Below are 21831 nucleotides of genomic sequence, written 5' to 3'. Positions count from 1 at the left end.
ATGGCTGACTCCACTCTCGCGCTCGACGTCCTCAAGGCAGACGGCAAGAAGGCAGGCTCGATCGAGCTTCCCGCCGCGCTGTTCGACGCCAAGACGAACATCCCGCTCATCCACCAGGTCGTCGTCGCGCAGCTCGCGGCGGCTCGCCAGGGCACGCACTCGACCAAGCGTCGTGGCGAGGTCTCCGGTGCCGGCCGCAAGCCCTTCAAGCAGAAGGGCACGGGTAACGCCCGTCAGGGTTCCATCCGCGCGCCGCACATGACCGGTGGTGGCATCGTGCACGGCCCCAAGCCGCGCGACTACTCGCAGCGCACCCCCAAGAAGATGATCGCTGCTGCCCTGCTGGGCGCGCTCAGCGACCGCTTCCGCGGTGACCGCATCCACGCCATCGAGTCCTTCGGGATCGACGGCACGCCTTCGACCAAGACTGCGGTGAACTTCCTCACCAACGTCGTCTCGTCGAAGAACGTGCTCGTCGTGATCGAGCGGGGCGACGACGTGACGCTGAAGAGCATCCGCAACCTGTCGAACCTGCACGTGCTGACGTTCGACCAGCTCAACGCATACGACGTGCTCGTCTCCGACGACATCGTCTTCACCCAGGCCGCGCTCGAGGGCTTCATCGCCTCCAAGTCCGGCGCCAACCAGGAGGTCTCCGCATGAGCGAGCAGGCATCTGTTCTCCAGACGGCCCTGAACAAGGACCCGCGCGACATCATCCTGAAGCCGGTCGTGTCCGAGAAGAGCTACGGGCTCATCGATGAGGGTAAGTACACCTTCCTCGTCGACCCGCGCGCTTCGAAGACCGAGATCAAGCTCGCCATCGAGAAGATCTTCGGCGTCAAGGTCGCAGGGGTCAACACCCTCAACCGCGTCGGCAAGGCTCGCCGCACCCGCTTCGGCACCGGCAAGCGCAAGGACACCAAGCGCGCCATCGTGACCCTGAAGTCGGGCACCATCGACATCTTCACGGCAATCGGCTGATCCGGGGGATAAGGACAATAATGGCTATTCGCAAGTACAAGCCCACGACCCCGGGCCGTCGCGGCTCGTCGGTGGCTGACTTCGCCGAGATCACTCGATCGACGCCGGAGAAGTCGCTGCTGCGCCCGCTCTCGAAGACCGGTGGTCGCAACAACCAGGGCCGCATCACGACCCGTCACATCGGTGGTGGCCACAAGCGCCAGTACCGCGTCATCGACTTCCGTCGTAACGACAAGGACGGCGTCAACGCCAAGGTCGCTCACATCGAGTACGACCCCAACCGCACCGCGCGCATCGCGCTGCTGCACTACTTCGACGGTGAGAAGCGCTACATCCTCGCTCCGGCGAAGCTGAAGCAGGGCGACATCGTCGAGTCGGGTGCCGGGGCTGACATCAAGCCGGGCAACAACCTCCCGCTGAAGAACATCCCCACGGGTACGGTCATCCACGCGATCGAGCTCCGCCCCGGCGGCGGCGCGAAGATGGCACGTTCGGCCGGTGCATCCGTCCGTCTCGTCGCCAAGGACGGCCCCTACGCCCAGCTGCGTCTGCCCTCGGGCGAGATCCGCAACGTCGATGCGCGCTGCCGCGCGACCATCGGCGAGGTCGGCAACGCCGAGCAGTCGAACATCAACTGGGGTAAGGCCGGCCGCATGCGCTGGAAGGGCGTCCGCCCGACCGTGCGTGGTGTCGCGATGAACCCGGTCGACCACCCGCACGGTGGTGGTGAGGGTAAGACCTCCGGTGGTCGTCACCCCGTCTCCCCGTGGGGCCAGGCTGAGGGTCGTACCCGTCACGCCAACAAGGAAAGCGACAAGTACATCGTGCGTCGTCGTAACGCCGGCAAGAAGCGTAAGTAGGAGTAAGAGAAGATGCCTCGCAGTCTTAAGAAGGGCCCCTTCGTCGACGATCACCTGCTTCGCAAGGTGGTCGTGCAGAACGAAGCCGGCACCAAGAACGTCATCAAGACCTGGTCCCGTCGGTCCATGATCATCCCGGCCATGCTGGGTCACACGATCGCGGTCCACGACGGACGCAAGCACATCCCTGTGTTCGTGTCCGAGACCATGGTCGGTCACAAGCTGGGCGAGTTCGCGCCCACCCGCACCTTCCGCGGCCACGAGAAGGACGACAAGAAGGGGCGGCGCCGCTAATGGTCGAATCGATCGCACGCGTGCGACACATCCGCGTGACCCCTCAGAAGGCTCGTCGTGTCGTCGCGCTCATCAAGGGCAAGCAGGCACAGGAAGCTCTCGCGATCCTGAAGTTCGCGCAGCAGAGCGCCAGCGAGCCGATCTACAAGCTTGTCGCGTCGGCTATGGCCAACGCGCAGGTGAAGGCGGATCGCGACGGCGAGTTCCTCGACGAGAAGGACCTGTACGTGGCCAACGCGTACGTCGACGAGGGCACCACGCTCAAGCGTTTCCAGCCCCGTGCACAGGGTCGCGCTTTCCAGATCAAGAAGCGCACGAGCCACATCACGGTCGTGCTCTCGACGCCTGAGGCAGCTCCGGCCGCCGCGGGCGACAGCAACAAGAAGGCGAGCAAGTAATGGGACAGAAGGTAAACCCGTACGGCTTCCGTCTCGGCATCACGACGGACCACGTCTCGCGTTGGTTCTCTGACTCGACGAAGCCGGGTCAGCGCTACGCCGACTACGTCGCCGAAGACATCAAGATCCGTAACCTGCTCAAGACGCAGCTCGACCGCGCCGGTGTCTCGAACATCGAGATCGAGCGCACCCGTGACCGCGTACGCGTCGACATCCACACCGCCCGTCCGGGCATCGTGATCGGTCGTCGTGGAGCCGAGGCCGAGCGCATTCGCGGCGACCTCGAGAAGCTCTCGGGCAAGCAGATCCAGCTGAACATCCTCGAGGTCAAGAACCCCGAGGCCGACGCTCAGCTGGTCGCACAGGGCATCGCCGAGCAGCTCTCTGCTCGTGTGGCGTTCCGTCGTGCGATGCGCAAGGGTCTCCAGGGCGCTCAGCGCGCTGGCGCCAAGGGCATCCGCATCCAGGTCTCCGGCCGTCTCGGCGGCGCCGAGATGAGCCGTTCGGAGTTCTACCGCGAAGGTCGTGTGCCGCTGCACACGCTTCGTGCGAACATCGACTACGGCTTCTACGAGGCGAAGACCACCTTCGGCCGCATCGGCGTGAAGGTCTGGATCTACAAGGGCGACCTGACCGCGAAGGAGCTCGCTCGCGAGCAGGCCAACGCACCCAAGGCTCGTCGTGACGACCGTGGTGGCGACCGCCGCCGTGCCCCGCGCAACGAGGCACCTGTCGCAGAAGGAGCGTCGGCATAATGCTCATCCCCCGTAAGGTCAAGTTCCGCAAGCAGCACCACCCGGGTCGCTCGGGTCAGGCCACCGGCGGCACGAAGGTCTCCTTCGGCGAGTACGGTATCCAGGCCCTCACGCCCGCTTACGTGACGAACCGTCAGATCGAGTCCGCTCGTATCGCGATGACCCGTCACATCAAGCGTGGTGGAAAGGTGTGGATCAACATCTACCCCGACCGTCCGCTCACGAAGAAGCCTGCCGAAACCCGCATGGGTTCCGGTAAGGGTTCCCCCGAGTGGTGGGTCGCCAACGTCAAGCCGGGCCGTGTCCTCTTCGAGGTCGCGGGTGTCGACGAGGAGCTCGCACGCGAAGCTCTGACCCGTGCAATTCACAAGCTGCCGCTCAAGGCACGCATCATCAAGCGCGAGGAGGGCGACGCGTAATGGCGATCGGCACCAAGGAGCTCGCCCCGGCAGAGCTCGATACATTCGAAGACCAGCGCCTCGTTGAGGAGCTGCGCAAGGCCAAGGAGGAGCTGTTCAACCTCCGTTTCCAGTCGGCCACCGGCCAGCTGGAGAGCCACGGCCGCATCCGCGCCGTCAAGCGCGACATCGCGCGCCTCTACACCGTGATCCGCGAACGCGAGCTGGGCATCCGTGCGACGCCTGCTCCGGTCGAGGCTCCGGCCAAGAAGGCGACCAAGTCGAAGGCGAAGAAGGCGGACTCCGCCGACGACGCCGTGAAGGAAGAGGCTGAGTGATGGCCACCAAGAAGGAAGCGACTGTGGAGACGCAGGCCGCAGGACACGAGTCGTCCGAGCACGACGTCCGCGACGCCGCTGCCCGCGGTTACCGCAAGGCACGTCGCGGCTACGTCGTCAGCGACAAGATGGACAAGACCATCGTGGTCGAGGTCGAGGACCGCGTGAAGCACCCGCTTTACGGCAAGGTCATCCGCCGCACCTCGAAGGTCAAGGCGCACGATGAGGCGAACTCCGCCGGCATCGGCGACCTGGTCCTGATCAACGAGACCCGCCCGCTGAGCGCCACGAAGCGCTGGCGCCTGGTGGAGATTCTGGAGAAGGCCAAGTGATTCAGCAGGAATCCCGACTCAAGGTCGCCGACAACACCGGCGCCAAGGAGCTGCTCACCATCCGCGTTCTCGGTGGCTCGAAGCGTCGTTACGCGGGCCTCGGCGACACCATCGTCGCGACCGTCAAGGACGCGATCCCCGGTGGCAACGTGAAGAAGGGCGACGTCGTCAAGGCGGTCATCGTCCGCACCAAGAAGGAGGTCCGTCGTCCGGACGGCTCCTACATCAAGTTCGACGAGAACGCCGCAGTGATCCTGAAGAACGACGGGGAGCCCCGCGGCACCCGTATCTTCGGGCCGGTCGGTCGTGAGCTTCGTGACAAGAAGTTCATGAAGATCGTCTCGCTGGCGCCGGAGGTCATCTAATCATGGCGAAGATCAAGAAGGGTGACCTGGTTCAGGTCATCACCGGTGCCACGCAGGAGCGTGGCGGCGACCGCGGCAAGCAGGGCAAGGTCCTCGACGTCCTTGCCGAGAAGAACCGCGTCATCGTCGAAGGCGTGAACTACGTCACCAAGCACACCCGCGTCGGACAGACGCAGCGTGGCACCAAGACCGGAGGCATCGAGACCGTCGAAGCCTCCATCCACATCTCGAACGTCGCACTCGTCGACCCCTCGACCAAGAAGCCGACCAAGGTCGGCCACCGGGTCGAGGAGCAGACGAAGGACGGCGTGAAGCGCACCGTCCGCGTGCGCTACGCGAAGAAGAGCGGTAAGGACCTCTGATGGCAAGCACCGACGCCGCGGTGGCTGGCAAGATCCAGCCCCGCCTGAAGGCGAAGTACAACGCCGAGATCAAGAAGGCGATGCAGGAAGAGTTCGGTTACGCGAACGTCATGCAGATCCCCGGACTGGTCAAGGTCGTCGTGAACACCGGTGTCGGCGAGGCAGCTCGCGACAGCAAGGTGATCGATGGCGCGGTCGAGGATCTCACCAAGATCACCGGCCAGAAGCCGATCGTCACGAAGGCTCGCAAGTCCATCGCGCAGTTCAAGCTGCGTGAGGGTCAGGCCATCGGCGCGCACGTCACCCTCCGTGGTGACCGCGCGTGGGAGTTCGTGGATCGCCTCGTCTCGCTCGCACTGCCCCGTATCCGCGACTTCCGCGGTCTCTCGGCCAAGCAGTTCGACGGCAACGGCAACTACACCTTCGGTCTCCAGGAGCAGAGCGTGTTCCACGAGATCGATCAGGACAAGATCGACCGGGTTCGCGGTTTCGACATCACCGTCGTCACCACCGCGAAGACGGATGACGAGGGTCGGGCACTGCTCCGCCACCTCGGCTTCCCGTTCCGCTCGGAAGACGCACAGGCGTAACAACCTTGACGGGCTCAGTGGTCTCGTGTCACTGAGCCCGTCGATGTGCACGTACAATTGAAAATTGCGTGTCATCGCAGGCCGTCTGTCGTGTAACGGCAGCCGGAACCTCATGAACAAAGGAAATCAACAATGACAATGACAGACCCGGTCGCAGATCTGCTGACCCGTCTGCGCAACGCGAACTCGGCGCACCACGATTCTGTGACCCTGCCGTCGAGCAAGCTCAAGACGCACATCGCTCAGATCCTCCAGCAGGAGGGCTACATCGCCGGTTGGGAGACCTCTGACGCTCGCGTCGGGAAGAACCTCACGCTGACGCTGAAGTACGGCCCGAACCGCGAGCGCTCGATCGCTGGGATCAAGCGCGTCTCGAAGCCCGGCCTCCGCGTCTACGCGAAGTCCACCGAGCTTCCCACGGTCCTCGGCGGCCTTGGCGTGGCGATCCTGTCCACTTCCTCCGGTCTTCTCACCGACCGTCAGGCTGAGCAGAAGGGCGTGGGCGGAGAAGTTCTCGCCTACGTGTGGTAATTCGAAATGTCGCGTATCGGACGACTTCCCATCGACGTTCCTGCGGGCGTGACCGTTTCGGTCGACGGCCGTGAGGTCGCGGTGAAGGGCCCCAAGGGTGAACTCACCCTCACGGTGGCCAGCCCCATCGAGGTCGCGGTCGAGGAGAACCAGGTTCTGGTCTCCCGTCCCGACGACGAGCGCGAGTCGCGGTCGCTTCACGGCCTGACCCGCACGCTCATCAACAACAACATCATCGGCGTGACCCAGGGCTACACCAAGGGTCTCGAGGTCGTCGGCACCGGTTACCGCGTGCAGCAGAAGGGCAGCTCGGTCGAGTTCGCTCTCGGCTTCTCGCACCCGGTCCTGATCGACCCGCCCGCCGGCATCACGCTCACGGTCGAGGGCACCACCAAGCTCACCGTCAGCGGGATCGACAAGCAGGCTGTCGGTGAGGCAGCTGCGAACATCCGCAAGATCCGCAAGCCCGAGCCGTACAAGGGCAAGGGTGTGCGCTACGCCGGCGAGAACGTGCGTCGCAAGGCCGGAAAGAGTGGTAAGTAACCATGGCTCTCAAGTCAAAGTCTGACGCCCGCGCGCGTCGTCACGCCCGCCTTCGCAAGAAGGTCGTCGGCACCGAGGCGCGTCCGCGTCTCGTCGTCAACCGCTCGGCCCGCCACGTCTTCGTGCAGCTGGTCGACGACAGCAAGGGTCACACCGTGGCGTCGGCATCGACGCTCGAGACCGACCTGCGTTCGCTCGAGGGTGACAAGACCGCCAAGGCCCGCAAGGTCGGCGAGCTCCTCGCCGAGCGTGCGAAGGCTGCCGGCGTTTCCGAGGCAGTGTTCGACCGTGGCGGCAACCGCTACGCCGGTCGTGTCGCCGCCATCGCCGACGGCGCCCGCGAGGGGGGTCTGGCACTGTGAGTGACAACAAGGAGAACGAAGTGACCGAAGCGGCTGCTGCCACTTCCGAGACGGCTGCCGGCACCACGCAGGCTGAGCCGGCTCGCGATTCGCGTGATGGCCGCCGCGGCGGTCGTGACCGCAACCAGGGTGGCGGTCGTGACCGCAACTCGCGTGACCGTGGCGACAACCAGTTCCTGGAGCGCGTCGTCACCATCAACCGCGTCTCGAAGGTCGTGAAGGGTGGTCGTCGCTTCAGCTTCACCGCCCTCGTGGTCGTCGGTGACGGCAACGGTCTGGTCGGTGTCGGTTACGGCAAGGCCCGCGAGGTCCCTCTGGCGATCTCGAAGGGTGTCGAAGAGGCCAAGCGCAACTTCTTCCGCGTACCGCGCGTCGGCAGCACCATCCCGCACCCCGTGCAGGGTGAGGCCGCCGCTGGTGTGGTCCTGCTCCGTCCGGCCGCTGCCGGTACCGGTGTTATCGCCGGTGGTCCGGTCCGCGCCGTGCTCGAGTGCGCCGGAATCCACGACGTGCTGTCGAAGTCGCTCGGCTCGTCGAACACGATCAACATCGTGCACGCGACGGTCACCGCCCTGAAGCAGCTCGAGGAGCCTCGTGCGGTCGCCGCACGTCGTGGCCTCGAGTTCGACCAGGTCGCCCCTGCGCGTCTCGTGCGCGCCGAGGCCGAAGCCATCGCCGCACAGAAGGTAGGTGCCTGATGGCCGCGCGACTGAAGGTCACGCAGATCAAGTCCAAGGTGAGCGAGAAGCAGAACCAGCGTGACACGCTGCGCAGCCTCGGTCTGAAGCGGATCGGTGACACCACCGTTCGCCCCGACGACGCGCAGACGCGCGGTTACGTCAAGACCGTCGCACACCTCGTCAAGGTTGAGGAGATCGACTAATGGCTGAGAAGAACGAGGCCGTCGAGGCTGAGAAGGCCACGAAGAAGGCTGCAGCTCCCAAGGCTGCCGCCGAGAAGAAGCCGGCTGCGAAGAAGGCTCCGGCCAAGACCGCTGCCGCTGCTGCCAAGGCTGATGGCGCTGCCAAGAAGCCGGCTGCCAAGAAGGCGACGCCTGCGAAGGATGCTCCGGCATCCCGGCCCGGCGTGCTGAAGGTGCACCACCTGCGTCCCGTCCCCGGATCCAACACCGCCAAGACTCGCGTCGGCCGTGGTGAGGGTTCCAAGGGTAAGACCGCTGGTCGTGGAACCAAGGGCACCAAGGCGCGCAACACCGTTCGGGTCGGCTTCGAGGGTGGGCAGATGCCTCTGCACATGCGCACCCCGAAGCTGCGCGGGTTCAAGAACCCGTTCCGCGTGGAGTACCAGGTCGTGAACCTGGAGAAGCTCGCGGAGCTGTACCCGAAGGGTGGCGATGTCACCATCGGCGACCTGGTCGCCAAGGGTGCCGTTCGCAAGAACGAGAAGGTCAAGGTTCTCGGAAACGGCGACATCGCCGTGAAGCTCACCGTTTCGGTCGACAAGGTCTCGGGTTCTGCCGAGCAGAAGATCGTCGCGGCTGGCGGATCCGTCAAGTAACCGCACAGCAAGAGGGGCCGGAGAATCTCCGGCCCCTCTTGTGGTTTCACACTCCGAGACCTCGCTCTGGGGCCGCATCCGGCGGGCCTGGTATCGGTGGCGAATTCCGGGAAGCCCGGTTTGCGTTACCCTGGTCTTTCAGCCGTCCTTCGGGAATCGGCAACCTTTTCAGGAGGAACGTCCTTGTTTAGCGCCATCGCGCGGATCTTCCGCACCCCCGACCTGCGTCGGAAGATCGGTTTCACTCTCGCCATCGTTGCGATCTACCGGCTCGGTTCCAACGTGCCGGCGCCGTTCGTGAACTTCCCGAACGTCGAAGAGTGTCTCGCCGCCAACGCGGGCACCGATGGCCTGCTCGGACTGGTCAATCTCTTCTCCGGCGGCGCGCTGCTGCAGCTGTCGATCTTCGCGCTCGGCGTCATGCCGTACATCACCGCGACGATCATCACGCAGCTCCTGCGCGTGGTCATCCCGCACTTCGAGGCGCTGCACAAGGAAGGACAGGCCGGCCAGGCCCGTCTGACCCAGTACACGCGTTACCTCACCATCGCCCTCGCGCTGCTCCAGTCGACGACTCTCGTCACGGTCGCGCGCAGCGGTCAGCTCTTCGGCACGACCGATCTCGCGGCCTGCCAGCAGCTCCTGACGAACGACGTGTGGTGGGCGCAGCTGCTCATCATCATGGCGATGACGGCCGGTACGGGTCTGATCATGTGGTTCGCCGAGCTCGTCACCGAGCGCGGCATCGGCAACGGCATGTCGCTGCTCATCTTCACCTCGATCGCCGCGACGTTCCCCGGCGCGATGTGGACGATCTGGGAGAGCAAGGGCTTCGAGGTCTTCCTGCTCGTTCTGCTGGTCGGAATCATCGTGATGGGGCTCGTCGTTTTCGTCGAGCAGTCCCAGCGCCGCATCCCGGTGCAGTACGCCAAGCGCATGGTCGGTCGACGCACCTACGGCGGCACGAACACCTACATCCCGATCAAGGTGAACATGGCGGGTGTGATCCCCGTGATCTTCGCCTCCTCGCTGCTGTACATCCCGGCACTCATCGCGCAGTTCAACACCCCGCAGGACGGATCGACCCCGGCTGCCTGGGTGACCTGGATCACGACGAACTTCACCACGGGCAACAGCCCGGTCTACATGGCCGCGTACTTCCTGCTGATCATCGGGTTCACGTACTTCTACGTGGCGATCACGTTCAACCCGGTCGAGGTCGCGGACAACATGAAGAAGTACGGCGGGTTCATCCCCGGCATCCGTGCGGGCCGCCCGACGGCCGAGTACCTCGACTACGTGCTCACCCGCATCACGCTTCCGGGCTCCCTGTACCTCGGTCTGATCGCGCTCATCCCGCTCATCGCTCTGGCCACCGTCGGCGCCAACCAGAACTTCCCGTTCGGTGGTGCGTCGATCCTCATCATCGTCGGTGTGGGTCTCGAGACGGTCAAGCAGATCGACGCGCAGCTGCAGCAGCGACACTACGAAGGGCTCCTCCGATGACAGCATCCGCACGTCTTCTCATCGTCGGCCCGCAGGGCTCCGGCAAGGGCACGCAGGGCGTGCGCATCGCCGAGTCCTACGGCATCCCGGTCGTCTCGACCGGCGACATCTTCCGCGCGAACATCAAGGAGGGGACGCCCCTCGGCCAGCAGGTCACGGCGATCCTCGACAAGGGTGACCTCGTCCCGGATGAGCTGACCAGCGAGATCGTGCGCGACCGCCTGTCGCAGGACGACGCCGCTCACGGGTTCCTGCTCGACGGCTACCCGCGCAACACCGCGCAGGTCGCCCACCTCGAGTCGTTCCTCGCCGAGCGGGGGCAGGCGCTCGACGCCGTCATCCTCCTCGACGTGCCGCGTGAGGAGAGCCTGCAGCGTCTGACTCTCCGTGCGACACAGCAGGGCCGCTCCGATGACACTCCGGAGGCCATCGGCCACCGTCTCGACATCTACGAGCGCGAGACCGCCCCGATCCTCGAGGTCTACGGCGCCAAGGGCATCGTCGACCGCATCGACGGTGTGGGTTCGCTCGACGAGATCACCGAGCGCATCGGCGAGGCGCTGACGGCGCGCGGCCTGCGTCTCGCGGCCTCCGCCTCCTGAGATGTTCCGCCGGTCGATCTACAAGACCCCGGCTCAGCTGCGAGCCATGGTCGAGCCCGGGCTCATCACGGCGGCGGCACTGGATGCCGTCCGCCCGCTGATCAAGGCCGGCGTCACCACGCTCGAGCTCGACACGGTGGCGAACCGTACGATCCTCGCCCGTGGCGCGGAGTCGAACTTCCAGCTGGTGCGCGGCTATCGCCACACCACCTGCATCTCGGTGAACGAGCAGGTCGTCCACGGCATCCCGGGGGAGCGGGTGCTGCAGGCGGGAGACATCGTCTCGGTCGACTGCGGTGCGCAGTTCCGCGGCTGGAACGGCGACAGCGCGATCACCGTGGTCGTGCCCGACCCGGAGCGGCCCGAGCTGGTCGCACGCCGTGAAGAGCTCTCCCGCGTCACCGAAGGCTCCCTGTGGGCGGGAATCGCGGCTATGGCGTCGGTATCGTCGATCGACGAGATCGGTGCGGCCATCCAGGACTACATCGAGGCACAGGGACCGTCTGCGGTCTCCGGCGAGCCCTACGGCATCCTGCGCGAGTACGTCGGCCACGGCATCGGTCGCAAGATGCACGAGGCTCCCAGCGTCTTCAACTACCGCACACCCGACCGCGGCGAAGAGGTGAAGCCCGGACTCGTGCTCGCCATCGAGCCGATGGTCACCGCCGGCGGGGATGCGACCTTCATCGAAGAGGACGACTGGACCGTCACGACGGTGGACGGCACGGACGGCTCCCATTGGGAACATAGCGTCGCCCTGCATGATGGGGGTATCTGGGTGCTGACTGCGCCCGATGGTGGAAGAGCCGGACTCGCCCCGTTCGGGGTCGAGCCTCGAGAGATCGGAAAGTAATGGCAGCGGCGAAGAGCAACACCAACTGGTTCGCGATCGGCGTCTCGATCGCCGTCGTCGTGGTGCTGGTGGCGATCGGTGGACTCGTGGTGTTCCTCAACAACCAGGCCACGTCGCCCGGCGTGGCGCCCACCGCGAACGACACCTTCGACCCGGAGACCGGCGCGATCTCGTTCGGCGACGGGGAAGACACCATCGCCGTGTTCGTCGACTTCCAGTGCCCCGTGTGCAAGACCTTCGAGGACCAGTTCGGCCCCCAGCTGGAGGCAGCGGCCGCCGATGGTCGCATCACCCTCGAGTACCACCCGATCGCGATCCTCGACCGCTTCTCGCAGGGAACGGAGTTCTCCTCGCGCTCGGCCGGTGCCGCGTTCTGCGTGGCCGAGTCGAACCCCGAGCTGTACCTCGACTTCGCCAAGACGCTGTTCGAGAACCAGCCCGCGGAGAACTCCTCCGGTCTGACGAACGACCAGCTCGCCGGCTTCGCGACCCAGGTCGGAGCGGATGACGCGGTCTCCTGCATCACCGACGAGACGTACCGCAAGTTCGGTGCCGCGCAGGCGAAGTCCCACGAGATCGCCGGTACGCCGACGGTGGACATCAACGGCACGCGCCTCAACCTGCAGGACCAGGCCGACCTGAAGAAGTTCACCGACCTGATCAGCTGAGCCGGCGGCTTCCCGCCCGTGGCGGTCAAGTTGCCGGATGGCTCCGGAGCGTCTAACATAGATCTTTGGTGCTTTGTGCCTTGATTCGGCGTGTCCGGCGGTGCAGCACCACAAACCAACCACCCACCGCAGATCGACCGATCTGCAGAAGCGTCAGCGAGGCTATGGCTAAGAAAGACGGTGTCATCGAGATCGAGGGCGTGATCTCCGAGGCTCTGCCCAACGCGATGTTCCGCGTTGAGCTCAGCAACGGGCACAAGGTCCTTGCAACGATCTCCGGCAAGATGCGGCAGAACTACATCCGTATCATCCCCGAGGACCGTGTGGTCGTGGAGCTCAGCCCCTACGACCTGACCCGCGGCCGTATCGTCTACCGCTACCGCTGATCGGTCGAGAAGTAACGGCCTGCCCCTGTCCGGGGCGGTACGAAGACAGCGAACAGGAAACATCATGAAGGTCAACCCCAGCGTCAAGCCCATCTGCGATCACTGCAAGGTGATCCGCCGTCACGGCCGCGTCATGGTGATCTGCAAGAGCAACCCGCGTCACAAGCAGCGCCAGGGCTGAGTCCCCGGCGGGCCCGCCGATCCGTTCGACGGGCCCGAGCTGCGCGGCATCGCTCACGCACATCTCACAACTGAAAACACACAACGGCAGGATCAGAACCCGCGCAAGCGGGGGACACCTCGGGCGGAGGCCCGGGCACCGATCCTGTTCCATACCTCCACAACACCCAGGAGAACCGCATGGCACGTCTTGCCGGCGTTGACATCCCGCGCGACAAGCGCGTGGTGATCGCCCTTACCTACATCTACGGCGTCGGCCGTACCCGCTCGGTCGAGATCCTCAAGGCGACGGAGATCGACGAGAGCATCCGCGTGAAGGACCTCAGCGACGACCAGCTGATCGCCCTCCGCGACCACATCGAAGGCAACTACAAGGTGGAGGGTGACCTGCGCCGCGAGGTTGCAGCAGACATCCGCCGCAAGGTCGAGATCGGCTCCTACGAGGGCATCCGCCACCGTCGTGGTCTCCCGGTCCGTGGTCAGCGCACCAAGACCAACGCCCGTACCCGCAAGGGCCCGAAGCGCACCGTCGCAGGCAAGAAGAAGGCCCGCTAAGCGCGGCCTCAGGGACTAGGAGAACACTTTCATGGCTGCACCCAAGGCCGCCGCGCGCAAGCCGCGCCGCAAGGAAAAGAAGAACATCGCGCTGGGCCAGGCCCACATCAAGTCGACGTTCAACAACACCATCGTCTCGATCACCGACCCGTCCGGCGCCGTCATCGCCTGGGCATCGTCGGGTGGCGTGGGCTTCAAGGGCTCCCGCAAGTCGACCCCGTACGCCGCCGGCATGGCTGCCGAGTCGGCAGCCCGCCAGGCTGCGGAGCACGGCGTCAAGAAGGTCGACGTCCTCGTGAAGGGTCCGGGCTCCGGCCGCGAGACCGCGATCCGCTCGCTGCAGGCCGCCGGCCTCGAGGTGGGTTCGATCCAGGACGTCACCCCGCAGGCGCACAACGGCTGCCGTCCGCCGAAGCGTCGCCGCGTCTGATTCGCGTGTCGAGCCGCTCGGTCCCTTCGTGGTCCGAGCGGCTCGACGCCCGCGTGCGGGCATCGACTTCCACAACTCAAGACCTCACCCCACCACATGTCATATAGCGGGCATGTGATCGAAAGGAACACAGAGTGCTTATTGCACAGCGTCCCACACTGACCGAGGAAAAGATCGTCGAGAACCGTAGCCGGTTCATCATCGAGCCTCTGGAGCCCGGCTTCGGTTACACGATCGGCAACGCGCTGCGCCGCAGCCTGCTGTCGTCGATCCCCGGTGCTGCTGTCACCAGCGTTCGCATCGACGGCGTGCTGCACGAGTTCAGCACCATCCCCGGCGTGAAGGAGGATGTCACCGAGATCATCCTCAACATCAAGCAGCTCGTCGTCTCGTCGGAGCGCGATGAGCCCATCACCGCGTACCTGCGCAAGACCGGTTCGGGCGAAGTCACCGCCGCTGACATCTCGGCTCCGGCCGGTGTCGAGATCCAGAACCCCGAGCTCGTCATCGCGACCCTCAACGAGACCGCGAAGTTCGAGCTCGAGCTCACGATCGAGCGTGGCCGTGGCTACGTCTCGGCAACGCAGAACCGCAACGAGTACGCCGAGGCCGGTCAGATTCCGATCGACTCGATCTACTCGCCGGTCCTCAAGGTCAGCTACCGCGTCGACGCGACCCGTGCCGGGGAGCGCACCGACTTCGACAAGCTCGTCCTCGACGTCGAGACCAAGTCGGCGATCAGCCCCCGCGACGCCGTCGCTTCGGCTGCCAAGACGCTCACCGAGCTGTTCGGCCTCGCCCGCGAGCTGAACGTCGAGGCCGAGGGCATCGAGATCGGCCCGGCGCCGGTGGAGGCAGTGAACTCCAGCGAGCTGTCGATGCCGATCGAGGACCTCGACCTGTCGGTCCGCTCGTACAACTGCCTGAAGCGTGAGGGCATCAACACCGTTTCTGAGCTCGTCGCCCTGTCGGAGACGCAGCTCATGAACATCCGCAATTTCGGCCAGAAGTCGGTCGACGAGGTGCGCGACAAGCTCATCTCGCTCGGTCTGTCGCTCAAGGATTCGGTGCCCGGTTTCGACGGCGCCCACTTCTACGGCGGCAGCGAAGACGAGTCCTTCTGATACCCGACCTTTCTGACCAGGAGCTAGACGATTATGCCCAAGCCCACTAAGGGTCCCCGCCTCGGAGGCGGCCCCGCACACGAGCGCCTGATGCTTGCCAACCTCGCGGCGGCGCTCTACACCCACAAGTCGATCAAGACGACCGAGACCAAGGCCAAGCGCCTTCGCCCGCTCGCCGAGCGTCTGATCACCTTCGCCAAGCGTGGCGACCTGCACGCGCGTCGTCGCGTGCTGTCGGTCATCGGTGACAAGGAAGTCGTGCACGTCCTGTTCTCCGAGATCGCGCCGCTCGTCGCTGACCGTGAGGGTGGCTACACCCGCATCACGAAGGTCGGCAACCGCAAGGGCGACAACGCTCCGATGGCCGTGATCGAGCTCGTTCTCGAGCCCGTCACCCCGAAGGCGAAGTCGACCAAGAAGGCTGCTGCCGCTCCCAAGGCCGAGAAGGCTGAGAAGCCGGCTGAGGTCGTCGAGGAGGCTCCGGTCGAGGAGGCTCCCGCCGAGGAGACCGTCGACGCCGGCGCCGAGTCGCAGGCTGAGGGCGAAGCAGCCGAGGCTGCCGCCGAGGACGCTGTCGAGAAGAAGTCCGAGTAAGCACTTCACTCACGATGAAGCCCGCCACCCCGCAAGGGATGGCGGGCTTCTTCGTGTACCCGGCGGTGTTCTCAGCGAGCGCGAAGATCTTTGCGCAGAATCTTCCCCGAGCTCGACTTCGGGATCACATCGATGAACTCCACCTGCCGCACCTTCTCGTGCGGCGCGACGTGCGAGGCGACGTGGGCCATGACCGCGTCGGCGTCGAGGTCGGCATCCGGCTGACGCACGACGAAGGCCTTGGGCACCTCCTGCCCGTCGTCATCGAAGGCGCCGATCACCGCGGCGTCCGCGATGGCGGGGTGCTCGAGCAGCACCGCCTCCAGCACGGCCGGCGCGACCTGATAGCCCTTGTACTTGATGAGTTCCTTGAGCCGGTCGACGATCCGGTAGATGCCGTCGTGGGTGACCGTGGCGACATCGCCGGTGTGCAGCCAGCCGTCGGCGTCGAGCATCTCGGACGTGGCGTCCGGGCGGTTGAGGTAGCCGACCATCACCTGCGGTCCTCGCACCCACAACTCACCGGGCTCACTCGCACCCTCTGCCGGCACCGCCACGTCCTCACCCGAGTCGGGGTCGACGAGCCGCGCCTCGGTGTTCGGTACGAGCGGGCCGATGCTCGAGCGGTCGATCTCGGTACGCGCCTCGGAGATCAGGTTCACGGCGGGGCTGGTCTCGGTCATGCCGTAGCCCTGGGTGACGATGCAGCCCAGGCGGTTCGCGACGGCAGATGCCAGCGTGCCGTCGAGAGGGGCCGCACCGGAGAAGATGACCTTCACCGCCGAGAGGTCGTACTGGTCGACGATCGGGTGCTTCGCGAGGGCGACGGCGATGGGAGGAGCGACGAAGACCCAGCTCGTGCGGTGCTCGGCGATGATGCGCAGGAACTCGGGGAGGTCGAACCTCGGCATCGTCACGAGCCCGGCCCGCTGACGCAGCGCGAAGTTCAGCAGCACCGTCATGCCGTAGATGTGGAAGAAGGGCAGCACGGCCAGCACGCGGTCGCTCGCATCGACGCCGAGCACCGGCTGGCACTGGGACACGTTGGCGACCAGGTTCCGGTGGGTGAGCATCACGCCCTTGGGGCGCCCGGTCGTTCCCGAGGAATAGGGGAGGACGGCCAGATGCGTCGACGGGTCGAACGACACGTCCGGTGCCTGGCGCCCCTCTCCGAGAAGCGCCGGGAGGGAGGGGTGGCCTTCGGCGCCGTCGAGCACGATGACGTGGTCGGCGTCGAATCCGAGCCTCTCGGCGGCGGCCTGCGCACCGGGAAGCAAGGGCGACACGGTCACGAGCCAGGTCGCGCCCGCATCGGTGAGCTGGTTCGCGATCTCGTCTGCGGTGTAGAGCGAGTTGATGGTGGTGGCCGTGGCACCCGCGCGAAGGATGCCGTGGAACACGGTGGCGAACGCGGGGACGTTCGGGCAGAGCACACCGACCGTGGTGCCCACTCCGACACCGCGCGCCGCGAGGGCACCGGCGAACAGATCGATCTGCCCGACGAGCTGCCGGTAGGTGGTGGTCGCCCCGCTCATCCCGTCGACGAGGGCTACGGTGTCGAGCTCGGCGTCGGAGAGGTCGCCGAACAGGAAGTCGTGGATGGAGACCTCGGGGATCTCCACATCGGGATAGGTACTGCGAACCATGCGATCTCCTTCGATCCGGGCAGGCTGACGTCGATGTCGAATGCGATCCAGTGTCGCACAGAATGGCACTGCGTCCCAGGGCTGTGTGCAGGTCAGACGGCGTCGCTGGCGCGGTATCGGGTGCTCGGGCGACCCTTGGTCGCGTAGTCGAGCGCGCGCGTCGCCCTTCCCGATGCGGCGAGGTGCTCGAGGTAGCGCCTGGCACTGACCCGGGAGATGTCCAGGTCCTCACCGATCTCGGTGGCTGAGGCGTCGGGGCGTGCGACGAGCGCCGCAGAGACGCGGTCGAGCGTCTCGGCGCTGAGGCCCTTGGGGAGTCCGAGGCGCTGCCGGAAGGCGATGATCGCGTCAGCGGCCTCGACTCGTCGCACCACATCATGCAGCTCGGTGTGATCGCGCAGCAGGAGTGTGGCCCCGATTCCTCCGCGGTCGGCCTCGCTCCCGGTGCTGCGGGCCACGAGTACGTGCGATCCCACGATCACCGGTCGACCGGCGGACTCGCCCTCCCGCAGCACGGTCGAAAGCTCCGTGCCCAGTGCTTCGGCGGCGAGCTCGCCGTCGAGGTCGGCGGCGTCCCTGTCCAGGAAGCGGGCGGCGGCATCGTTCACGAGCGTGATCCGTCCGGTGTCGTCCACCGTGATCACGCCTTCGCTGAGGCCGTGCAGCGTGGTCTCCTGGTTCTTCACGAGGGCGGCGATCTGATGCGGCTCGAGTCGGTAGATGCGCCGTCGGATGATCGAGGTCACCCACGCGGATCCGAACACCCCGAGCACGGCCGCGGCCAGCATCGCCGAGATCAGCCACACCAGGTTCGCCGAGAACTCCTCGTTGAGCTCGGACTCCAGGATGCCGACGGATGCGGTGCCGATCACGGCACCCTCGTCGTCGCGGATGGGCACCTTGACCCGCCAGGAGGTGCCGAGTGTGCCGGTCTGCGTGCCGACGTAGACCTCGCCCGAGAGCGGGATCGACGGGTCGGTGGAGACCTTCTCGCCGATGCGCGCCGGATTCGGGTGCGAGTAGCGGATGCCGTCGTCGTTGGCCACGACCACATAGGCGAGGTCGGACGCCTCGCGGATGACCTCGGCGATGGGCTGGATCGCGACGGAGGGCTCGGCGTCGTCGAAGGCCGCATGCACGGTGGGAAGCGCTGCGATCGACTGGGCCACGGCCTGCATCCGGTCCTTGTAGGCCTCACGGAGGGCGTGCTCCTGGAAGGCGCCGGCCACGATGCCGGTCGCAAGGGTCACCAGGAACACGATCAGCGCCTGCAGCACGAGCAGCTGCACGCGGAGCGTCATCTTCGAGGCCACCTGCTCATTGTCGCCCCTCGCCGCGCGCGGTGCGAGCGGGGGAGAGCGCTGCTCGAGACCAATAGTTCCGAAACTCCGACCAATGGTTTCCGAAGCCGCACCGCGGGTGTCGCACGCCCCAGGGTGGAGCGACAGCATCACAACGCTCAAGGAGGAGCGCACATGAAGAACGCACGCATCGCACCCCCCGCCCGCATCGGAACGTGGGCCGCAATGGCCGCGGTCGCCGCCCTCGCCCTCACCTCGTGCGCCGGCGGCAGCGCCGCGACCGACGACGGTGGAGGGGAATCCGAAGCGGCCACGATCACCGACGTCTCGATCGTCGTCCCGGCCGACCCCGGCGGGGGATGGGACCAGACCGGACGAGCGTTGTCGCAGGTGCTCACCCAGGACGACCTCGTCGCCTCCGCCCCGGTGACCAACGTGGGTGGCGCCGGTGGCACGGTCGGCCTCGCTCAGCTCGCCAACGAGAAGGACCCGAACACCCTCATGGTGATGGGTCTGGTCATGGTCGGAGCGGTCGAGACCAACGCCTCGGCGGTGCGGATCGAGGACACCACCCCGATCGCCCGCCTGACGGACGAGCCGCTCGTCGTCGTCGTACCGGCGGACTCGAAGTACGACACCCTCGAAGACCTCGTGGAGGACATCGTCGACAACGGTCAGTCGGTCACCGTCACGGGCGGGTCCGCGGGAGGCGCCGACCACATCCTCGCCGGGCTCATGCTCGAAGAGGCGGGGCTCGACGGTGCGGAGATCGCCGAGAAACTGAACTACACCCCGAACTCCGGCGGCGGTGAGGCGGTTCCGCTGCTCATCGGTGGGAAGGTCTCCGCGGGCATCTCGGGTGTGGGCGAGTTCGCCCAGCACATCGAGAGCGGCGCGCTGAAGGCACTGGCGGTGTCGAGCGAGGAGCCGGTGTCGCAGCTCCCCGACGTCCCGACCATCACGGAGGAAGGCTACGACGTCGTCCTGACGAACTGGCGCGGGGTGATCGCCCCCGGTGGGATCTCGGACGGAGAGAAGGACGAGCTGGTCCGTGTGATCACCGAGCTCCACGAGTCGGAGGCATGGACCGAGCAGCTGGAGACCAAGGGATGGACCGACGCGTTCCTGGTCGGTGCGGACTTCGACGAGTTCCTCACCGGGAACATCGAAGAGGTCACCGCGACGCTGAAGAACATCGGCCTGGTGCAGTGACATGACGGTCCCCGCATCATCGGGGACCGGGGAGCAGGGCATGCGGGTCGACCACGGCGGTCGACCCGCACGCCGCACTTCCTCCGTCCCCTTCGGCGAACTCGTGTTCGCCGGAATCATGGTCGCGCTCGGCGTCTTCGCCGTCGGCGGCATCTTCCTGATCCACGTCCCCGTCGGCATGAAGGCCGGCCCGACGGTCTTCCCGATCTTCGTCTCCGTCATCCTGCTCGCCTCCGCTGTCGCGGTCCTGATCGGGGTGCTGCGCGGCGAACGCGGCGGTGCGGAGGAGGCGGAGGACATCGATGAGAGCCTGCCGACCGACTGGGTCACCCTCGCCAAGCTGGCGGGTCTCGTCGTCGCCCACCTGCTCCTGATCGAGCCGCTGGGGTGGGCGCCCGCGGCCGCCCTGCTGTTCGGCGGGGTCGCGTGGTCGCTTGCCGCCAAGCGCTGGTGGATGGCCTTGCTCATCGGGATCGCGGTCGCGCTCGTGATCCAGGTCGTCTTCGGCGGTCTGCTCGGCCTGTCGCTGCCCTGGGGGCCCGCTCTCGGCTGGCTCGGAAGGATGTTCTGATGGACAGTTGGACCCTGCTCCTGGAGGGCTTCGCGACCGCGCTGCAGCCGCAGTACCTCGCGTTCGCCTTCCTCGGCGTCTTCGTCGGCACCGCGGTGGGAGTGCTCCCGGGCATCGGCCCCGCCATGACGGTGGCGCTGCTGCTGCCCCTCACTTACACGCTCGATCCCGCCGCCGCGCTGATCACCTTCGCGGGCATCTACTACGGGGGCATGTACGGCGGCTCGACGACGAGCATCCTCCTGAACACACCGGGAGAGTCGGCCTCGATAGTCACGGCGATCGAGGGCAACAAGATGGCCAGGATGGGGCGCGGTGCCGCCGCGCTCGCCACCGCGGCCATCGGGTCCTTCATCGCCGGCACCCTGGCGACGTTGGGGCTGACGCTGCTGGCTCCGCTGCTCGCGCAGTTCGCGGTGAACCTGGGACCGGCGGACTACGTCGCCCTCATCGTGATCGCGTTCATCACGGTTGGCGCGCTGATCGGCAGCTCGATCTCGCGCGGGATGCTCTCGCTCGGCGTCGGGTTGTTCTTCGGTCTCGTCGGCACCGACTGGCTCTCCGGGCAGCAGCGCTACACGCTGGGGCTTCCCGCGTTGTCCGACGGCGTCGACATCGTCCTGGTGGCCGTCGGGCTGTTCGCGGTGGGGGAGACGTTCTACATCGCCGCCCGGTTGCGGCACGGCGGCGTCGACGTGATCCCTGTGACACGCGGGTGGCGCTCCTGGATGACCAAGGCCGATTGGCGGAGGTCATGGAAGCCCTGGCTGCGGGGCACGGCGATCGGCTTCCCGATCGGCACGATCCCGGCGGGCGGCGCCGACGTGGCCACATTCCTGTCCTATGCGACCGAGCGCAAGCTGTCGAAGCACCGCGACGAGTTCGGACGTGGCGCGATCGAAGGGGTCGCCGGTCCGGAGTCGGCCAACAACGCCGCCGCCGCCGGCGTGCTGGTGCCTCTGCTCACGCTCGGCCTGCCGACGACGGCGACCGCGGCGATCATCCTCACGGCGTTCCAGTCGTACGGCATCCAGCCGGGGCCGCTGCTGTTCGAGAGCCAGTCGAACCTGGTGTGGGCGCTCATCGCGAGCCTCTACATCGGCAACGTGATCCTGATCGTGCTCAACCTGCCGCTCGTGGGGATGTGGGTGAAGCTGCTGCAGATCCCGCGGCCGTACCTGTACGCGGGCATCCTGCTGTTCGCGGTGTTCGGGGCGTATGCGCTGCACAGCTCGCCGACGGACATCGTGATTCTGCTGATCGTCGGCATCCTCGGATACTTCATGCGCCGGTACGGGTATCCGGTCGCGCCGCTCGTGGTCGGCATGATCCTGGGACCGATGGCCGAGGAGCAGCTGCGCAAGGCGCTGCAGCTGAGCCAGGGGGATCTGAGCACGCTCGTCACGCAGCCGTTTGCCGCGATCGCCTACGGCGTGCTCGCCCTGCTGATCGTCGGCGGACTGTGGCTGCGGCGTCGCCAGCGTCGGTACGAGCAGGCGCTGACCGCGTCGATCGCGGTGCCGATCACGGCGGACTCCGAGGTCTGACCGGCACGCGGTTCGAGAGGGGAGGCG

General features: G+C 66.3%; 33 protein-coding genes. 31 read left to right on the top strand and 2 right to left on the bottom strand.

What is annotated here, in order from left to right:
• The 28 genes from rplD (at position 1) to rplQ (ending at position 15527) form a co-directional block, all read left to right on the top strand.
• Positions 1-663, top strand: a complete 663-nt coding sequence (gene rplD / locus D514_RS25820; RefSeq protein ID WP_017829207.1) for a 50S ribosomal protein L4 — start codon at positions 1-3, stop codon at positions 661-663.
• Positions 660-983 carry a 50S ribosomal protein L23 gene (rplW, locus tag D514_RS25815; RefSeq protein ID WP_017829206.1) on the top strand — a complete coding sequence of 108 codons (324 nt, stop codon included), beginning with the start codon at positions 660-662 and terminating at the stop codon, positions 981-983. Before rplD ends, rplW begins: the two co-directional genes overlap by 4 nt.
• A gap of 20 nt (positions 984-1003) precedes the next feature.
• On the top strand, positions 1004-1843 hold the full coding sequence (gene rplB / locus D514_RS25810) for a 50S ribosomal protein L2 (protein WP_017201590.1): 840 nt from the start codon (positions 1004-1006) through the stop codon (positions 1841-1843).
• Positions 1844-1855: 12 nt separating this feature from the next.
• Positions 1856-2137: a 30S ribosomal protein S19 gene (gene rpsS, locus D514_RS25805; RefSeq protein ID WP_017829205.1), complete on the top strand. Its 282-nt coding sequence runs from the start codon at positions 1856-1858 to the stop codon at positions 2135-2137.
• Entirely contained in the window at positions 2137-2535 is a 399-nt protein-coding gene (rplV, locus tag D514_RS25800; protein WP_017829204.1) for a 50S ribosomal protein L22, read from the top strand. The genes rpsS and rplV overlap by 1 nt, the downstream gene beginning before the upstream one ends.
• A complete protein-coding gene (gene rpsC, locus D514_RS25795) occupies positions 2535-3290 on the top strand; it encodes a 30S ribosomal protein S3 (RefSeq protein WP_017201587.1) in 756 nt (251 codons plus the stop codon). Before rplV ends, rpsC begins: the two co-directional genes overlap by 1 nt.
• Positions 3290-3709 carry a 50S ribosomal protein L16 gene (rplP, locus tag D514_RS25790; protein WP_017829203.1) on the top strand — a complete coding sequence of 140 codons (420 nt, stop codon included), beginning with the start codon at positions 3290-3292 and terminating at the stop codon, positions 3707-3709. Before rpsC ends, rplP begins: the two co-directional genes overlap by 1 nt.
• A complete protein-coding gene (rpmC, locus tag D514_RS39180; protein WP_017829202.1) occupies positions 3709-4026 on the top strand; it encodes a 50S ribosomal protein L29 in 318 nt (105 codons plus the stop codon). The genes rplP and rpmC overlap by 1 nt, the downstream gene beginning before the upstream one ends.
• The gene (rpsQ, locus tag D514_RS39380; protein WP_017829201.1) at positions 4026-4358 is read left to right on the top strand and encodes a 30S ribosomal protein S17; all 333 of its coding nucleotides are present in this window, start codon (positions 4026-4028) and stop codon (positions 4356-4358) included. The genes rpmC and rpsQ overlap by 1 nt, the downstream gene beginning before the upstream one ends.
• The gene (gene rplN, locus D514_RS25775; RefSeq protein ID WP_017201583.1) at positions 4355-4723 is read left to right on the top strand and encodes a 50S ribosomal protein L14; all 369 of its coding nucleotides are present in this window, start codon (positions 4355-4357) and stop codon (positions 4721-4723) included. Before rpsQ ends, rplN begins: the two co-directional genes overlap by 4 nt.
• A 2-nt stretch (positions 4724-4725) precedes the next feature.
• Positions 4726-5085, top strand: a complete 360-nt coding sequence (gene rplX, locus D514_RS25770; RefSeq protein ID WP_017829200.1) for a 50S ribosomal protein L24 — start codon at positions 4726-4728, stop codon at positions 5083-5085.
• A complete protein-coding gene (gene rplE, locus D514_RS25765; protein WP_017829199.1) occupies positions 5085-5675 on the top strand; it encodes a 50S ribosomal protein L5 in 591 nt (196 codons plus the stop codon). Before rplX ends, rplE begins: the two co-directional genes overlap by 1 nt.
• Positions 5676-5807: 132 nt before the next feature.
• A complete protein-coding gene (gene rpsH / locus D514_RS25760) occupies positions 5808-6206 on the top strand; it encodes a 30S ribosomal protein S8 (RefSeq protein WP_017829198.1) in 399 nt (132 codons plus the stop codon).
• 6 nt (positions 6207-6212) lie between these two features.
• Positions 6213-6749, top strand: a complete 537-nt coding sequence (rplF, locus tag D514_RS25755) for a 50S ribosomal protein L6 (protein WP_017829197.1) — start codon at positions 6213-6215, stop codon at positions 6747-6749.
• A 2-nt stretch (positions 6750-6751) separates the two neighbouring features.
• Complete coding sequence (gene rplR / locus D514_RS25750) at positions 6752-7111, top strand: 50S ribosomal protein L18 (protein WP_017201578.1); 360 nt, start codon at positions 6752-6754, stop codon at positions 7109-7111.
• A gap of 20 nt (positions 7112-7131) precedes the next feature.
• Positions 7132-7809 carry a 30S ribosomal protein S5 gene (gene rpsE / locus D514_RS25745; RefSeq protein WP_017829196.1) on the top strand — a complete coding sequence of 226 codons (678 nt, stop codon included), beginning with the start codon at positions 7132-7134 and terminating at the stop codon, positions 7807-7809.
• Positions 7809-7994 carry a 50S ribosomal protein L30 gene (gene rpmD, locus D514_RS25740; RefSeq protein ID WP_017201575.1) on the top strand — a complete coding sequence of 62 codons (186 nt, stop codon included), beginning with the start codon at positions 7809-7811 and terminating at the stop codon, positions 7992-7994. Before rpsE ends, rpmD begins: the two co-directional genes overlap by 1 nt.
• A complete protein-coding gene (gene rplO / locus D514_RS25735) occupies positions 7994-8629 on the top strand; it encodes a 50S ribosomal protein L15 (protein ID WP_017829195.1) in 636 nt (211 codons plus the stop codon). The genes rpmD and rplO overlap by 1 nt, the downstream gene beginning before the upstream one ends.
• Positions 8630-8812: 183 nt before the next feature.
• The gene (secY, locus tag D514_RS25730) at positions 8813-10135 is read left to right on the top strand and encodes a preprotein translocase subunit SecY (protein ID WP_017829194.1); all 1323 of its coding nucleotides are present in this window, start codon (positions 8813-8815) and stop codon (positions 10133-10135) included.
• Positions 10132-10737 (top strand): adenylate kinase, encoded by a 606-nt coding sequence (locus D514_RS25725; RefSeq protein WP_017829193.1) that lies wholly within the window; start codon positions 10132-10134, stop codon positions 10735-10737. The genes secY and D514_RS25725 overlap by 4 nt, the downstream gene beginning before the upstream one ends.
• A gap of 1 nt (position 10738) precedes the next feature.
• A complete protein-coding gene (map, locus tag D514_RS25720; RefSeq protein ID WP_017829192.1) occupies positions 10739-11590 on the top strand; it encodes a type I methionyl aminopeptidase in 852 nt (283 codons plus the stop codon).
• Positions 11590-12258, top strand: a complete 669-nt coding sequence (locus tag D514_RS25715) for a thioredoxin domain-containing protein (protein ID WP_017829191.1) — start codon at positions 11590-11592, stop codon at positions 12256-12258. Before map ends, D514_RS25715 begins: the two co-directional genes overlap by 1 nt.
• 164 nt (positions 12259-12422) lie before the next feature.
• Complete coding sequence (gene infA, locus D514_RS25710) at positions 12423-12644, top strand: translation initiation factor IF-1 (RefSeq protein WP_017201569.1); 222 nt, start codon at positions 12423-12425, stop codon at positions 12642-12644.
• A gap of 64 nt (positions 12645-12708) precedes the next feature.
• Positions 12709-12825, top strand: coding sequence for a 50S ribosomal protein L36 (gene rpmJ, locus D514_RS25705; RefSeq protein ID WP_005050492.1), 117 nt, complete (start codon positions 12709-12711; stop codon positions 12823-12825).
• Between the two features lie 179 nt (positions 12826-13004).
• Positions 13005-13379, top strand: coding sequence for a 30S ribosomal protein S13 (rpsM, locus tag D514_RS25700; protein WP_017829190.1), 375 nt, complete (start codon positions 13005-13007; stop codon positions 13377-13379).
• 31 nt (positions 13380-13410) lie between these two features.
• Complete coding sequence (gene rpsK, locus D514_RS25695; RefSeq protein ID WP_017829189.1) at positions 13411-13809, top strand: 30S ribosomal protein S11; 399 nt, start codon at positions 13411-13413, stop codon at positions 13807-13809.
• A 134-nt stretch (positions 13810-13943) separates the two neighbouring features.
• A complete protein-coding gene (locus D514_RS25690; protein ID WP_017829188.1) occupies positions 13944-14933 on the top strand; it encodes a DNA-directed RNA polymerase subunit alpha in 990 nt (329 codons plus the stop codon).
• 33 nt (positions 14934-14966) lie between these two features.
• Complete coding sequence (gene rplQ, locus D514_RS25685; RefSeq protein ID WP_031205627.1) at positions 14967-15527, top strand: 50S ribosomal protein L17; 561 nt, start codon at positions 14967-14969, stop codon at positions 15525-15527.
• 71 nt (positions 15528-15598) lie between these two features.
• On the opposite strand, the gene D514_RS25680 is transcribed toward rplQ, so the two are convergent.
• Both D514_RS25680 and D514_RS25675 read right to left on the bottom strand, forming a co-directional pair.
• Complete coding sequence (locus D514_RS25680; protein WP_017829186.1) at positions 15599-17173, bottom strand: AMP-binding protein; 1575 nt, start codon at positions 17171-17173, stop codon at positions 15599-15601.
• Between the two features lie 92 nt (positions 17174-17265).
• Complete coding sequence (locus D514_RS25675; protein WP_017829185.1) at positions 17266-18486, bottom strand: PAS domain-containing protein; 1221 nt, start codon at positions 18484-18486, stop codon at positions 17266-17268.
• 162 nt (positions 18487-18648) lie between these two features.
• On the opposite strand from D514_RS25675, the gene D514_RS25670 reads away from it, so the two are divergent.
• The 3 genes from D514_RS25670 to D514_RS25660 are packed head-to-tail and all read left to right on the top strand — an operon-like array spanning position 18649 to position 21804.
• Positions 18649-19686: a tripartite tricarboxylate transporter substrate binding protein gene (locus tag D514_RS25670; protein WP_017829184.1), complete on the top strand. Its 1038-nt coding sequence runs from the start codon at positions 18649-18651 to the stop codon at positions 19684-19686.
• A 1-nt stretch (position 19687) separates the two neighbouring features.
• Complete coding sequence (locus tag D514_RS25665; protein ID WP_236610916.1) at positions 19688-20257, top strand: tripartite tricarboxylate transporter TctB family protein; 570 nt, start codon at positions 19688-19690, stop codon at positions 20255-20257.
• On the top strand, positions 20257-21804 hold the full coding sequence (locus D514_RS25660) for a tripartite tricarboxylate transporter permease (protein ID WP_017829182.1): 1548 nt from the start codon (positions 20257-20259) through the stop codon (positions 21802-21804). Before D514_RS25665 ends, D514_RS25660 begins: the two co-directional genes overlap by 1 nt.
• Positions 21805-21831 lie beyond the last annotated feature (27 nt).

The organism is Microbacterium sp. UCD-TDU, from assembly GCF_000340625.1.
Classification (GTDB): Bacteria; Actinomycetota; Actinomycetes; order Actinomycetales; family Microbacteriaceae; genus Microbacterium; species Microbacterium maritypicum.
Note: the sequence above shows the minus strand (reverse complement) of the source record. Positions and strands in the feature narration are given on the sequence as shown.